Annotated in this window: 11 protein-coding genes; 4 read left to right on the top strand and 7 right to left on the bottom strand. The window is 73.5% G+C overall.

The window, feature by feature from the left end:
- Positions 1-51 precede the first annotated feature (51 nt).
- A complete protein-coding gene (locus PKA89_RS12300; protein ID WP_324419830.1) occupies positions 52-1428 on the top strand; it encodes an aspartate aminotransferase family protein in 1377 nt (458 codons plus the stop codon).
- 146 nt (positions 1429-1574) lie between these two features.
- Here the strand turns inward: PKA89_RS12300 and PKA89_RS12295 are convergent, their stop codons facing one another.
- Entirely contained in the window at positions 1575-2120 is a 546-nt protein-coding gene (locus PKA89_RS12295; protein ID WP_324419828.1) for a hypothetical protein, read from the bottom strand.
- Positions 2121-2389: 269 nt separating this feature from the next.
- Between PKA89_RS12295 and PKA89_RS12290 the strand changes: the two genes are divergently transcribed.
- The 3 genes from PKA89_RS12290 to PKA89_RS12280 all read left to right on the top strand — a co-directional run bounded on the left by PKA89_RS12290 (position 2390) and on the right by PKA89_RS12280 (position 7869).
- The gene (locus tag PKA89_RS12290; protein WP_324419826.1) at positions 2390-3091 is read left to right on the top strand and encodes a response regulator transcription factor; all 702 of its coding nucleotides are present in this window, start codon (positions 2390-2392) and stop codon (positions 3089-3091) included.
- Positions 3091-4446, top strand: coding sequence for a HAMP domain-containing sensor histidine kinase (locus PKA89_RS12285; protein WP_324419824.1), 1356 nt, complete (start codon positions 3091-3093; stop codon positions 4444-4446). Before PKA89_RS12290 ends, PKA89_RS12285 begins: the two co-directional genes overlap by 1 nt.
- 102 nt (positions 4447-4548) lie before the next feature.
- On the top strand, positions 4549-7869 hold the full coding sequence (locus PKA89_RS12280; protein ID WP_324419822.1) for a DEAD/DEAH box helicase: 3321 nt from the start codon (positions 4549-4551) through the stop codon (positions 7867-7869).
- A gap of 84 nt (positions 7870-7953) precedes the next feature.
- On the opposite strand, the gene PKA89_RS12275 is transcribed toward PKA89_RS12280, so the two are convergent.
- Genes PKA89_RS12275 through PKA89_RS12250 form a run of 6 tightly spaced genes read right to left on the bottom strand, consistent with a single transcriptional unit; the run spans position 7954 to position 14478 of the window.
- Positions 7954-8979 carry a phosphotransferase family protein gene (locus tag PKA89_RS12275; RefSeq protein WP_324419820.1) on the bottom strand — a complete coding sequence of 342 codons (1026 nt, stop codon included), beginning with the start codon at positions 8977-8979 and terminating at the stop codon, positions 7954-7956.
- 37 nt (positions 8980-9016) lie between these two features.
- Positions 9017-9796, bottom strand: coding sequence for an SDR family oxidoreductase (locus PKA89_RS12270; RefSeq protein WP_324419818.1), 780 nt, complete (start codon positions 9794-9796; stop codon positions 9017-9019).
- Entirely contained in the window at positions 9793-10497 is a 705-nt protein-coding gene (locus tag PKA89_RS12265) for a TetR/AcrR family transcriptional regulator (RefSeq protein ID WP_324419816.1), read from the bottom strand. Before PKA89_RS12265 ends, PKA89_RS12270 begins: the two co-directional genes overlap by 4 nt.
- Positions 10494-12476, bottom strand: coding sequence for an acetoacetate--CoA ligase (locus PKA89_RS12260; protein WP_324419814.1), 1983 nt, complete (start codon positions 12474-12476; stop codon positions 10494-10496). Before PKA89_RS12260 ends, PKA89_RS12265 begins: the two co-directional genes overlap by 4 nt.
- Positions 12473-13681, bottom strand: coding sequence for a hypothetical protein (locus tag PKA89_RS12255; protein ID WP_324419812.1), 1209 nt, complete (start codon positions 13679-13681; stop codon positions 12473-12475). Before PKA89_RS12255 ends, PKA89_RS12260 begins: the two co-directional genes overlap by 4 nt.
- Positions 13678-14478, bottom strand: a complete 801-nt coding sequence (locus tag PKA89_RS12250) for an ATP-binding cassette domain-containing protein (RefSeq protein ID WP_324419810.1) — start codon at positions 14476-14478, stop codon at positions 13678-13680. The genes PKA89_RS12255 and PKA89_RS12250 overlap by 4 nt, the downstream gene beginning before the upstream one ends.
- Positions 14479-14579: the final 101 nt, after the last annotated feature.

Raw genomic sequence — 14579 nt, 5'->3', positions numbered from 1 at the left:
CTGACCGCCTGAACTACTGCCCCCGCACCGCCTGACCCCGAAAGGCCCCCGATGACCGAGTTCGCCTCCCCCACGGTCCAGCCCGACCCCGACAAGGGTGCGCGGGTGGCCGCCGACGACCGCGCCCACGTCTTCCACTCGTGGTCGGCGCAGGCCCAGATCGCCCCGCTGCCGATCGCCGGCGCCTCGGGCTCGCACTTCTGGGACTTCGAGGGCAACCGCTACCTCGACTTCTCGAGCCAGCTGGTCAACGTCAACATCGGCTACCAGCACCCGAAGCTCGTCGCCGCCATCCAGGAGGCCGCGGCCCGGCAGTGCACCATCGCACCGAGCTTCGCCGACGAGTCGCGCTCCGAGGCGGCCCGGATGATCGCCGAGCGCGCGCCCGAGGGCCTCGAGAAGGTGTTCTTCACGAACGGCGGCGCCGAGGCCACCGAGAACGCGATGCGAATGGCGCGCATCCACACCGGCCGGCACAAGATCCTCACGACCTACCGCAGCTACCACGGCGCGACGAGCGGCTCCATCCTCGCGACCGGCGAGCCCCGTCGGTGGGGATCAGAGCCCGGCGCACCGGGATTCGTGCACTTCTGGGGCCCGTACCCGTTCCGCTCGGCGTTCCACTCGACCTCGCCGGAGCAGGAGTGCGAGCGCGCGCTGCAGCACCTGCGCGACACGATCATGGTCGAGGGCCCCCAGACCATCGCGGCGATCATGCTCGAGACCGTCGTCGGCACCAACGGCATCCTCGTGCCGCCGGACGGCTACCTCGCCGGCGTCCGCGAGATCTGCGACGAGCACGGCATCCTGTGGATCGCCGACGAGGTGATGGCCGGCTTCGGGCGGTGCGGCGAGTGGTTCGCCGTCGACCACTGGAGCCTCGCGCCCGACCTCATCTGCTTCGCCAAGGGCGTCAACAGCGGGTACGTGCCGCTCGGTGGCGTCGTGATGTCCTCGAAGGTCGCGGCGACCTTCGACGACCGGCCCTACCCCGGCGGCCTCACGTACTCCGGGCACCCGCTCGCGTGCGCCTCGGCCGTGGCGTCGATGCGGATCTTCGAGGAGGAGGGCATCCTCGAGCACGTCCGGAAGATGGCCGACACCGTCATCGGTCCGCGGCTCGAGGCCATCCGCGACAAGCACCCCTCGGTCGGCGAGGTGCGGGGGCTCGGGGTGTTCTGGGCGCTCGACCTCGTCAAGGACACGACGACCAACGAGGCGCTGGTGCCGTACAACGCGTCCGGCGAGGCGGCCAAGCCGATGGCCGAGCTGATGGCCGCGTGCAAGGCCGAGGGTCTGTGGCCGATGACGCACTTCAACCGGCTGCACGTCGTGCCGCCGTGCACGACGACCGCCGAGGAGCTCGCCGAGGGGCTGGACGTCCTCGACCGCGCGCTCGACGTCGCCGACGCGCACGTCATCGCCTGACCCTGGCCACCCCGCCGTCCACAGCGCGGGCTACGCCGCAGTAATCGTCGCGATCACGACGGTTACTGCGGCGTAGCGTGCGATGGAGCCGGCGGCTCCCCCGCGGTGGGCACCGGTCCCTGCACCGGTGCCCGCCCGCGCGGGTCTCAGGAAGCCGTGGTCGACGGCGCCGGCGTCGGGCTCGAGCTGTTGGCCGGCTTCTGCGGCAGCTGGACGCCGCACTTCTCGGCAGCGGCCTTGAGGTCCGCCCGCACCGCCTTGCGCTGCTCCCTGGTCATCGGGCCCCACGGCCGGGTGACGTTCGCGTCGTCGAGGCACTGCTTCTGGGTGTCGGTCAGGCCGTTCCAGAACGCGCGCGCCTTCGGGAAGGGCAGCTCGACCTTGCACGCCTCGGCGGCCTTGGTCACCTGGTCGCGCAGGGCCTTGCGCTGGGCGTCGTCGAGCGGGCCGACGGGGCGGGTGATCTTGGCGTCCTGGAGGCACTGGCGCTGGGTGTCGCTCAGGCCCTTCCACCACTGGCGCACGCCGTGCCGCACGGGAGCGGTGGCCGTGCTGGAGCTCGTGTCGTCGGCGACGGCGCTCACCGCGGCGACGGGGGCGGGTGCCGCGGTGGCGTTCGTCGCGACGACGCCGGTGGTCACGGCGGCGCCGCCGACGGCCAGGGCGACGAGGGAGGTGCGGAGGGCGGGCATCGGATGCTCCTTGCGGGTCGGTCGGATCGGTGACGACGACGAGACTGCGCGCCGACCCTCGCGACCACTGCGCGTCAACCTCGGGACTTGCTGGAGATCCGCCCCGTGCCTGCCTCGGTGCGAGCTACCCCGCAGTACTCGTCGTCATCACAGCACTTACTGCGCCGTAGCACGCACCTCGAGCGGGGAGGTGGTGCGGCGGCAGGACCTTCAGGAAGTCTCGAGGTTTCCTCCAGACAGGTCCGCGGCCCGCATGGGACGGTGTGCCCGTGGCCGACTCCGCGAGCTCCCCCGCCCCGCGCGTCCTCGTCGTCGACGACGAGGAGAACATCGCCTACCTCGTCTCGTCCGCGTTGCGCCTCGCCGGGATGGAGGTCAGCACCGCGGCCACCGGCGGCGACGCCCTCGAGGCCGCGTCCCGCACCCACCCGGACGTCGTCGTCCTCGACGTGATGCTCCCCGACCTCGACGGCTTCGAGGTGCTGCGCCGGCTCCGTGCCACCGGCACGACCGCCCCGGTCCTCTTCCTCACCGCCCGCACCGAGACCGCCGACCGGGTCCGCGGCCTGACGAGCGGCGGCGACGACTACATCACCAAGCCGTTCGCCCTCGAGGAGCTCGTCGCCCGGGTCCACGTCGCCCTCCGTCGCGGTGGCGTCGCCGCCGCCCCGAGCGCCCGGCACCGGGTGCACGACCTCGTCCTCGACGAGGACCAGCACCGGGTCTGGCGCGGCGACACCGAGGTGCACCTCACGGCGACCGAGTTCAGCCTGCTGCGCCTCCTCCTCGTCAACACCGGCCGGGTCGTCACCCGCGCGCAGATCCTCGACCACGTGTGGCAGTACGACTTCGCCGGCGAGACGGCCATCATCGAGTCGTTCGTCTCGACCCTGCGCAAGAAGGTCGACGCCGCGACGCCCAAGCTCATCCACACCGTCCGCGGCGTCGGCTACACCGTCCGGGAGCCGTGATGACGCTGCGCCGCCGGCTGGTCGTCGCCGTCGTCGTCCTCGGCGTCCTGTCCGTCGTCGCGGGCGTCACCGTCGTCCTCGTCCAGCGGGCCTTCCTCGTGGGCCGCCTCGACGCCGAGATCGCCGCGCTCGCCGAGAACCCCCGGGCCGTCCTCCTCGCCTCGCAGCGCGCCGACGGAGCCGTCGCGACGGCCGCCCTGAGCGACGTCTACGTCGGCCGGATGTCCGGCGACGGCCGGCTCGTCACCGTCCTCGCGCCGCAGGCCGACCCGCAGCTCGTGCCGGCCCTCGACCCCGGCGAGCAGGTCCTCTCCCCCGCCGGCCGGCCCACGGCATCCGGTGTGGCACAACGGGTCCGGGTGGTCACGGTGCCGCTGGCCAACGGGCGCGCGCAGGCCGTCATCGCCGTCCCGACCACCTCCGCCGACCTGACCACCCGGCGCCTCGGCCTGACCCTCGGCCTCACCGGGCTCGTCGTCGCCGCGTTCGTGGGTCTGCTGCTCTGGTGGGTCGACCGGCTCGGCCTGCGGCCCATCGCGCAGATGACCGACGCCGCCGACGCCATCACCGCCGGGGACACGAGCCGCCGCGTGCCCCCTGGCCCGCCGGGCACCGAGGCCGCCCGGCTCGGCGAGGCGCTCAACACGATGATCGACGCGACGAGCGCGACGAACGAGCGGATGCGGCGGTTCGTCGCCGACGCCTCGCACGAGCTGCGCACCCCGCTGACGACGGTCGGCGGCTACGCGGCCCTCCACGCGACCCGCGAGCCGGGCCCGCTCGACGACCGCGGCCGTGCCGAGGTCGACGACGCGATGCGCCGGATCGGCGACGAGGCCGCCCGGATGCGACGCCTCGTCGACGGCCTCCTCGACCTCACCGGGCTCGAGTCCCCCGACGCGCTGCGCCGCGAGCCGGTCGACCTGGCCGACGTCCTGCGCGACGTCGCCTCCGACCTGCGGGTGGTCGCCCCCGACCGCGAGGTGACCCTCGACGCCCCGTCGACCCTGACGGTCGTCGCCGACCGCGACCGCGTCACCCAGGCGCTCGTCGGGCTGACGAGCAACGCCGTGCGGCACACGCCGGAGGGCACCCCGGTCGCGCTGCGCGTCCTCACCCGCCCCGGCTGGGTGCGGGTCGAGGTGTCCGACGCCGGCCCGGGCATCCCGCCGGAGCACCTCGGCCATCTCTTCGAACGGTTCTACCGGGTCGACCGCTCGCGCTCCTCGGGCAGCGGGGGCTCTGGCCTCGGGCTCGCCGTCGTCGACGCCGTCGCCCGCGCCCACGGCGGGGCCGTCTCGGTCGCCTCCGAGCCCGGCCGCGGCACGACGTTCGCCCTCGACCTGCCCGCCTGACCCTGTGGACGGGCTCGGCGGATGTCGGTCCGCCGACGTACGGTGGGGTGTTCAGGGTCCGCCGTCGCAGGGGCGGCCCGTCCGCGTGGGAGGAGGGTGCCCGTGGCGCGCGTCGTCACCGCCGGCCGGCTGTCCGAGCTGACCAACCGCGAGCTCGGCGACGTCTGCGGCACCGTCACCGTCGCCCGCGGGCTCGCGTACGCGCGCGAGGGCCGGGTCGTCGACGTCGAGGTCTCCGCGGACGGCGCGCACGCCACCGGATGGGTCGGCGGCAGCCGGGGCGAGACGTACACGACCGAGGTCGCGCTGCGCCCGCACGAGGCGGTCGGCACCCGCAGCGTCCGGCGCTGGCACAGCGAGTGCTCGTGCCCGGTGGCCGGCGACTGCAAGCACGCCGTCGCCGTCGCCGCCCGGGTCCGCGAGCTCGACCCCACCCCGGCGCGGCAGGAGGAGCCGCCGCGCCCCGCCTGGGAGCGCGCCCTCGGCGGCGTCCTCACCGAGGACGGCCCGCGCGACGTCACGCCGGTCGGGCTGCTCATCGAGGAGGCGCGCGCCGGCTCGGGGCGCGCCCGCGTCACCGACGACACCGGCCGCGCCCAGCTGCGGCTGCGGCCGGTCGTCCCCGGGGTCCGCGACGCCTGGATCCGCACCGGCGTCTCCTGGGAGAGCTTCGCCGGCGGCTACTACGGCTACGGCCGGGTCACCTACTCCGACGACCACGTCGACGCCCTCACCGCCATCGCCGACGCCCACCGCCGCTCGGTCCGCGCGTTCGGCTACGGCCGGATGCCCGACGCCATCCTCCTCGACCACCTCGGTCCCGGATGGGTGACGCTGCTGCGCTCCGCCGACCGCGCAGGCGTCCGGCTGCTGACCGACCTCACCGGCTCCGGCGAGGTCGCCTTCGCCACCGACCCCGCCGAGCTCGTCGTCGACATCGAGCGCACCGACGACGGCGCCAGCCTCCACCCGCGCCTCGACCTCCCGGTCGAGCCGGGCACCGACACCCACCTCGTCGGGTCCCCGGCCACCGGGTTCTGGCTGCGCGACGACGCCACCCTCGTCCTCGGGGCGCTCGCGGAACCGCTGGACGGCAGCCGCCAGCGCCTGCTCGACCTCGGTGTCGTCGAGGTCCCGGAAGCCGACTGGGCGCGGTTCACCGTCACCCACCTGCCCGGGTTGCGCCGCAAGGCCCGGGTCCGCAGCCTCGACCCCGACCTCGACCTCCCCGACTCGGTGCCGCCGCGGCTCGCGCTCACCGTCACCGTCGAGCCCGGCCACCGCACGCACCTGCAGTGGGGGTACCACTACGGCGGTCCCAGCGGCGTGCGGGTGCCGATGGGCTCGGACGAGCCCGACCCGATGCGCGACCACGGCGCCGAGCGGCGGCTCGTCGAGGAGCTGCGCGGGGTCGAGGACATCGAGGCGTTCCACCCGCTGTGGCAGGTCGTCGCGCACCACCCGCGGCTCGTGCCCGAGCTGCGCTTCCACGGCTTCACCACGGTCGGGTTCAGCCGGCTGCTCCCGGTCCTCGAGGAGCTGCCGTTCCTCGACCTGGAGGTGCACGGCGAGGTCGCCGAGTACACCGAGGTCGACGAGGCCCCGCTCATCCAGGTCTCGACGAGCGACGGTCGGGACGGCTCGGGTTCCGGCGGAGGAGGCGGGTCGGCCACCGACTGGTTCGACCTCGACATCTCGGTCACCGTCGCCGGCGAGGACGTGCCGCTCGCGCCGCTCATCGAGGCGATCGCCCGCGGCCACGAGCACCTCATCCTCGACTCCGGCACGTGGTTCTCGCTCGAGCGCCCCGAGCTCGAGACGCTGCGCCGCCTCGTCGACGAGGCGCGTTCGCTCCAGGACAAGCCGTCCGACCCGCTGCGCATCTCGGCCGTGCACATCGGTCTCTGGGAGGAGCTCGCGGCGCTCGGCGTCGTCGAGGAGCAGAGCGAGCGCTGGCAGCGCACCGTCGGCCGGCTCGTCGACGGCACCGGCCTCGAGCCGGCGGAGGTCCCCCGCGGCCTCGACGCCACGCTGCGCCCGTACCAGGTCGACGGCTTCCGCTGGCTCTCGATGCTCTGGGACTGCGGGCTCGGCGGTGTCCTCGCCGACGACATGGGCCTCGGCAAGACGGTGCAGACCCTCGCGATGGTGCTGCGGGCCCAGGAGCGCGGCGAGCTCGAGCACCCCGTCCTCGTCGTCGCGCCCACCTCGGTGCTCTCGACGTGGGCGGGCGAGGCGGCCCGGTTCGCGCCGTCGCTGCGCACCGCCGTCGTCGACCGCACCCGCGGCAAGGACGGCCGGGGGCTCGGCGCGGTCATCGACGGCGCGGACATCGTCATCACGTCGTACACGGTCGCCCGCATCGACGAGGTCGCGTGGCGCTCGCGCGAGTGGTCGGCGGTCGTCCTCGACGAGGCGCAGTTCGTCAAGAACCACCAGGCCAAGACCTACCAGGCGGTCCGACGGCTCTCCGCGCGAGCGAAGTTCGCCATCACCGGCACGCCGCTCGAGAACTCGCTGATGGACCTCTGGTCGCTGCTCTCGATCGTCGCGCCCGGGCTGCACCCGCGGCCCGGCGCGTTCAAGGAGCAGTGGGCCAACCCCATCGAGCGCGACGGCGACGCCGAGCGGCTCGCCACGCTGCGCCGCCGCGTGCGCCCGCTCATGCTGCGCCGCACCAAGGAGTCGGTGGCCCGCGAGCTGCCCCCGAAGCAGGAGCAGCTGCTCACCGTCGACCTCCACCCGCGCCACCGCGCCGTCTACGACCGGCACCTCCAGCGCGAGCGCCAGCGCCTGCTCGGCCTCATCGACGACCTCGACGGCAACCGGATGGCCGTGCTGCGGGCGCTCACCGCGCTGCGGCAGATGTCGCTCGACCCCTCGCTCGTCGACGAGCAGTACGCCGGGCTGGCCGAGTCGGCCAAGGTCGACACCCTCGTCGAGTACGTCACCGAGCTGGCCGGCGAGGGCCATCGGGCGCTCGTGTTCTCGCAGTTCACCGGCTTCCTCGGCATCGTCCGGCGCCGGCTGGAGGCGGAGGGCATCGCCTACGAGTACCTCGACGGCCGCACCCGCGACCGCGCCGACCGGATCGCCGCCTTCCGCGACGGGGACGCCCCGGTCTTCCTCATCTCGCTCAAGGCCGGCGGCTTCGGCCTCACCCTCACCGAGGCCGACTACGTCTTCGTCCTCGACCCGTGGTGGAACCCCGCCGCCGAGGCGCAGGCCATCGACCGTGCACACCGCATCGGGCAGACCAAGCCGGTCAACGTCTACCGGCTCGTCTCGCGGAACACCGTCGAGGAGAAGGTCGTCGCCCTCCAGGAGCGCAAGCGTGACCTCTTCACCCGGGTCGTCGACGAGGGAGCCGCGCTGAGCCGGGCCCTGACCGCCGACGACCTGCGCGACCTCCTCGCACCCTGACGTCGCGACCGGGCTCTTCCCGAACATGTGTGAAGAGCGTCGGTATGCCGACGTTCTTCACACACGTTCGGAGATGGTGAGGGGTCAGTCGGTCCGCAGGGCGCGCAGGCCCGCGGCGAGCAGCTCCGGGACGGCCTCCTCGGCTCCCGCGGCGCTCGCGTCCGCTGCGGCACCCTGCCGGGCGCGGTAGCTGATGCCCTGGGCGATGACCGCGAGCTTGAAGTTCGCCAGGGCCAGGTAGAACGGCCAGTGGGGCAGATCGACGCCCCGCATCAGGGCGTAGCTGTGCGCGAGGTCGTCGCCGGAGGGCAACCGGTCGCTCGCCCAGGCGGCCTCGACCCCGAGGATCGCGTCGAGCTCGGGCTGCCGGTACACGGCCATGAGCGCGACATCGGTCAGCACGTCGCCGATCGTCGCGAGCTCCCAGTCCACGACGGCCAGCACCGTCGTGATGTCGTCGACCGCCAGCAGCGTGTTGTCGATGCGGTAGTCGCCGTGGACGATGCCGACCGCTCCGGGGGTCGTGGGGAGGGCGGAGCGCAGCACGCGGTGGAGCTGCGTGGCGTCGGGAAGGTCGTTCTGCCGCACCTTGGTCCACTGGCGCCACCACAGCCCGACCTGGCGCTCGAGAAAGCCTTCAGGGCGGCCGAAACCGTCGAGCTCGACCTCGTCGACGTCGACGGCGTGCAGGTCGGCCAGCACCCCGACGAGCGCGTCGGTGCAGGCTCTCAGCTCGTCGCTCGAGTGGCCGCGCAGCTGCGGCCGGGTCCGGACGACCTGTCCCTCGACGTACTCGACGACCGCGACGGGGGCACCGAAGACCGACGGGTCTTCGCACAGCACGACCGTCGGGGCGACCGGCACCCGGCTGTGACGCAACGCCCGGGTGACCCGCCACTCGCGGGCGACGTCGTGCGCTGACGGCGTGAGCCCCGACGCCGGGGGCCGACGCGCGACCCACCGGCTCACGCCGTCGCTGACGACGTACGTGAGGTTGGACTTGCCGCCGCTGAGGAGCCCGGCCTCCAAGGGGCCTGCGACCGTCACGCCTCCCTCGACGAGGAGGGCGTGCAGGGCGACGAGGTCGAGGAGCGGCCGGTCGCCGCTCACCCGGGCCCCCCGTGCGCCGCGGGTCCGCCGGAGGGCGTCATGCGGTGTACCCCGTGGTCCCGGCCCGGCTGAGCACGATCTCGCTGACCACGGACCGAGGCGAAAGGTCGAGCAGCGCGAGGATCGTGGTGACGACGTCGGCGACGGGGATCATCGACTCCGGAGGCACCGTGTCGTGCACCCACGCGCTCATGTCGGTGTCGACGTACCCCGGCGCGAGGGCGGTGGCCGTGATCCCCGACCCCGACTCCTCGGCGTTGAGGCCGCGGCACAGCGCGACGAGCGCCGCCTTGCTGGCGCCGTAGACCGACAGGCCGGGCTCGGCGTACACCCCGCCCATGGAGGCCAGCGCCACGACCTTGGCGCCGTGTGCCGGGCGGGCCTCGGCCGCCGCGCGGAGCAGTGCCATCCCCTGGCTCACGAGGAGGAAGGGAGCACGGGTGTTGAGCGCGAACTGCTTGTCGAAGCGCCGTGGCGGGTAGCCGGCCAGGGGCGCCGCCGACCCGACACCGGCCGCGAGCACCATGGCGTCCACTGCGCCGAAGGCCGTCGCGTGCGTCTCGAGGACGGTGGACGACGTCTCGGGCTCGGCGAGGTCGACCGCGACGGCACGCACGGCGACGGCTCCGGCCCCCCTCGCCTCGTCGACGGTGGCGGCCAGCCGGTCACCGTCACGGGCGACGAGGGTCAGGGACCAGCCCCGAGCCGCCAGGGCCAGCGCGACGCCGTGGCCGATGCCGCGGGAGGCGCCGGTGACGACAGCCGAACGCGACGAGGTGGTCGGGGGCCGGGACGGCGCAGCCGGTGCGTCCGTCATCGCGACCCCGGTTCGGCGCCTCCGGCGGCCACGCCGACGATCGAGCGCGCGATCGTCAGGTAGCGCTCGAGCAGTGCCTCGACCGACAGGTCGCCGTCCGGGCGGTACCACGTGGCCACCCCGACGCAGAGCGACGCGATCGACCGGCTGGCGTCCGCGGGGTACGGCGTCGCGAACTGTCCCGAGGCCACCCCGTCGCGGACCACGCCGTCGAGCATCCGCTGCTGCTCGTCCCGCTTCGCGACGTAGCGCTCGCGGTACCCGGGCTCGAGGCTGCGCAGCTCACCGGTCGAGACCATCGCCGAGCGGCGGCGGTACATGTGGAAGCGGAGCAGCGACTCCACGAGGGCGTCGAACTGCGCCCGCGGGTCGGGGGGAGCGGCGTCCAGCGCCTCGTGGCTGCGCCTGAGCAGCTCGTCGATGATGACCGTCATCAGCTCGAAGAGGATGTCCTGCTTCGAGGGGTAGTGGTGGTAGACCCCGGGGACGGAGAGGCCGCAGCGCTGCGCGAGCTCACGCGTGGTCGTCCCGTGGTAGCCGTGCTCGGAGAACGCGTCGAGGGCGGCCTCGAGGATGCGCGGGTAGTCCGTGGGGCCGTAGTGGCGCCAGTCCCCGGCGTCGTCGCCGACCCTCGGGGCTCCGGGCGCCCGGGTGTCGTCGGAGCGGGCGACGGTCGCGTCGGCGGTAGGGCGTCGACTCATGGTCCGTGGCTCCTTCCCGTGCTCAGCGCGTGGTCGACGAGGTCGTCGAGGGCCCCCGGGTCGTCGACGGCCCCCAGGGCAAGCACCCGGTCGGGCTGCTCCCCCTGCAGGATGCGCTTGACCGGGACCTCGAGTCGCTTCCCCGTCCTGGTGTGGGGCAGCCGTCGTACGAATATCACGTCGTCGGGCACGTGGCGCGGGGAGGTGCGCACCCGGATCAGCTGACGGATGCGTGCGGCCAGGTCGGCCGCGGCGTGCTCCCCCGCAGGCACGACGAAGAGCGGGAACCAGTAGCCGCCGTCCGGCCGCTCGACGCCGACGGCGAGCGCGTCCTCGACCTCGGCGAGGTCACTGATCGCCGCGTAGATCTCGGCCGATCCCAGACGGACGCCGGACCGGTTGATCGTGGCGTCCGAGCGCCCGAGGATGACGACCGTGCCCCGCTCCGTGAGGACCGTGAGGTCGCCTTGGCGCCAGGCACCCGGGAAGGTCGCGTAGTAGGTCTCGCGCAGCAGGGCACCGTCCGGGTCGTCCCAGAGGCACACCGGCATCGACGGCATCGGCTCGGTGACGACCATCTCCCCCGGCTCACCGGGTGGGACCGGCGTGCCGTCCGGTCCCCAGACCTCGAGCGCCACCCCGAGGGCGACGCCACTGATCTCACCGTCGTACACCGGGGTCGTCGGTGCGCTCCCGACGAAGATCCCGACGACGTCGGTGCCACCGCTCATCGACCCGAGCTGGACCCGGTCGTCGACGTGCTCGCGGACCCAGGCGTTCGCGGACGCAGGGAGGACCGAACCGGTCACCCCGATGAGCCGGACGCACGAGAGATCGAGGTCGCGGCCCGGTTCCAGCCCGGCCCGGTGCGAGGCCTCGAGGTAGCCCGGGCTCGTGCCGAACACCGTGACTCCGAGGTCCGCGACGACCCGCCACAGGGCATCGGGGGCCGGGGTCGTCGGACGGCCGTCGTAGAGGACGATCGTCGCCCCATGGAGGAGGCCGCACACCTGGGCGTTCCACATCATCCAGTTGGGGGTGGTGAACCAGAAGAACACGTCGTCCTCGTGCAGGTCCATGTGCAGACCGGGTGACACGAGCTGTTCGAGCAGCGCACCCCCGTGCCCGTGGACGATGCCCTTGGGCCGGCCCGTGGTCCCGGAGGTGAAGAGCACCCACAATGGGTGGTCGAACGGGACCTGCTCCGGCCGCCCGTCCGGCGGCGCGGCGAGAGCCTGCGCCCAGGTGCTCGAGCCGCCCGGCACGCCGGATGCAACACCGGCCGTCTCGACGACGATCGTGTGCACCGGGTCGGGCAGCAGGTCGCGCAGCCTGGCGACCTCGGCCCGACGGTCGTGCACACGGCCGCCGAAGTGGTATCCGGTCCCGGCCACGAGGACCGACGGGGCGAGCTGGCCGAGCCGCTCGGCGGCGGCCTCGGGGGCGTAGTCGAGCCCGGCCTGGGCCCAGACCGCACCGACGAGGGCCGTGGCCACGAACGCGACGACCCCCTCGATCGCGTTCGGCAGGTACGCCGCCACGCGGTCGCCCGGACGCACGCCCAGGGCCCGCAGGCGTCCGGCCACCGTGGCCGCCTGCTCGCGCAGCTCGCGGAACGTGATCGTGGAGCGCTCGCCGCTCTCCGTCACCAGCACGACGGCGTCGGCGTCGTCACGGCCGCCTCGCAGCAGGTGCTCGGCGACGTTGAGCCGACCCTCCGGGAACCAGACCGCCCCCGGCATGCGGCGTTCGGCGAGGGCGACCCGTGGCCGGACGGACCACGCGACCTCGAAGAACTCGGCCACCGCTTCCCAGAACTCCCCCGGGTGGGTGGCCGACCAGGCCTGGAGCTCGCGGTAGTCGGTCACGTCGGTGAGCGTCGCGCGACCGGTGTCGCACAGCCACGCCGCGAAGCGCACTATGCGGGTGTCACCGACGGTCCGGGGGTCCGGGCGCCAGGCGGGGTCCAGGTCGCTCATCGGCGCCCCGGGAGGAGCGAGCCGCGGCTGAGCACGACGTCGACGGCGACGGCGAGGACCAGGACGACTCCGGTGGCGAAGAACTGCACCTCCGTGGACAGCCCGAGCAGCTGCACCCCGTTGCTGATCGAGCCGATGACCAGGGAGCCCAACAGCGCCGACCACACCGACCCCCGACCGCCGAAGAGGCTCGTGCCGCCCCCGACCGCCGCGGCGATCGCGTTTAGCATGAGGGGCCCGCCGCCCGACGTCGCGGACACCCCCCGCTGGCGGGAAGAGTCGACCATGCCGGCGACCGCGGCGCAGGCACCGAGGACGAGGAAGGAGTACATGACCATCCGGCGTACCGGGATACCGGCGCGCTGGGCGGCCTCCCGATCGCCGCCGACCGCGTAGAGGTGTGTGCCATAGCGGGTCTGGGTCGTCCAGTACCAGGCCACGAGGAGCATCCCGGCGAGGATGAGGACGGGCAGCGGCAGCCCGCGCTGCCGGCTGAGGACGAAGACGACGGCGAAGAGCCCGACCGCCGCGGCCACCGAGGGCGCAGCGACCGACCGCAGCACGGACCCACCGGAGCCGGTGCTCGTCCGCTCGCGGTGGAGCAGGGTCCGGTAGCCGGCGAACGCGAGGGCGCCGACCGCGGCGAGGGCGAAGCTCGCCCCCGCCGGCACGGCGGTCAGGGCGAGGGAGGCCAGCGGCGTCCCGGCGATGCTGATCGTGAACTCCTCCGGCAGCACGACGAGGAGCAGCCCCTGGAGGATGACCATCCCGCCCAGGGTCACGATGAGGGAGGGGACGCCGAAGATGATGACCTGCGCCTCGACGAAGGTCACGACCATCCCGAGGACGACGGCCGTGGCGATTCCCACTGCGAGTGGCAGGCCGTGGGTGACCACGACGGTGCCGGCCACCGCGGCACAGACGCCCGACAGCGCGGCCGACGACAGGTCGATCTCGCCGACGAGCAGGACGAAGACCACCCCGAGGGAGAGGATCGCCGTCGTCACGATCTGGAGAGTCAGGTTAGTCAGGTTGCCGAAGCTCAGGTAGAAGGGGCTCTGGCTGTAGAACACCGCCCAGATGAGGGCGAGCGTCACGAGGACGGGGATGCTGCGAGGCATCCTCGCGGCGCGCTCGATCGCGTGGCCCACGACAGTGCGTCGCTCCGCGGCCGGGGCCACCGGTGGCCTGGTCGACGTGGTCATCGGGACTCCTCGCTGCGGACGTCGTCGTGTCGTTCGTGCGCGCCGGTCATCGCCCCGACGAGGTCGGAGGCGGCGTACCCGTCCCGCGCGAACTCCGCGACCTTCGAGCCGAGCCGGAGGGCGACGATGCGGTCGGCCACCCGCTGCACGTCCTTCATGTCGTGCGAGATGACGACGACGCCCCGCCCCTGCTCCCGCAGCCGGTCGACGAGGTCGAGCACCTCACCACGCTGCGACACCCCGAGCGCCGCGGTCGGTTCGTCGAGCAGGACGACCGCCGGGTCGCTGATGAGGGCCCGGCAGATCGCGATGCCCTGCCGCTGCCCACCGGAGAGCTCGGAGACAGGCGCCGACAGGGACCGGAGCTTGACCGAGAGCGACTCGAGGATCTGTTGGGCCTGTCGTTCCATGACGTGCCGACGCACGCGGCGACCGGTCCACGACGGGCCGCACCGCTCGTGACCGAGGAAGAGGTTCTGGACGGCGTCGAGGTTGTCACAGAGGGACAGGTCCTGGAAGACCGTGTGGATGCCGGCCTCGGCGGCGGCCCGGGGCGAGTCGAGGCGCACCGCCCTGCCCCGCACCCGGATCTCACCGGAGTCCGGCGACTCGACACCGCTCATGATCTTCACGAGGGTCGACTTGCCGGCACCGTTGTCGCCGATGAGCGCCACGACCTCCCCGGCCGACACGGTCAGGTCGACGCCGTCGAGGGCTCGTACGCCCCCGAAGTGCTTCGAGATCCGGGTCAGCTCGAGCAGGGGTCCCTCGCCCCCGGGGCGGTCATCCCTGTCCACGCTCGGTCCCTTCGTCGGTTGGTCGCCCGCGGGTCGACGGGTCACGGTCGCCGGTCAGGGTGCGGGAGCTGCGGTCCGGCCGGACGGCTGCTCCCGCACCC

The organism is Phycicoccus sp. (assembly GCF_035325325.1).
Taxonomy (GTDB): domain Bacteria; phylum Actinomycetota; class Actinomycetes; order Actinomycetales; family Dermatophilaceae; genus Phycicoccus.
This window is presented reverse-complemented; position numbering and strand designations above follow the sequence as displayed.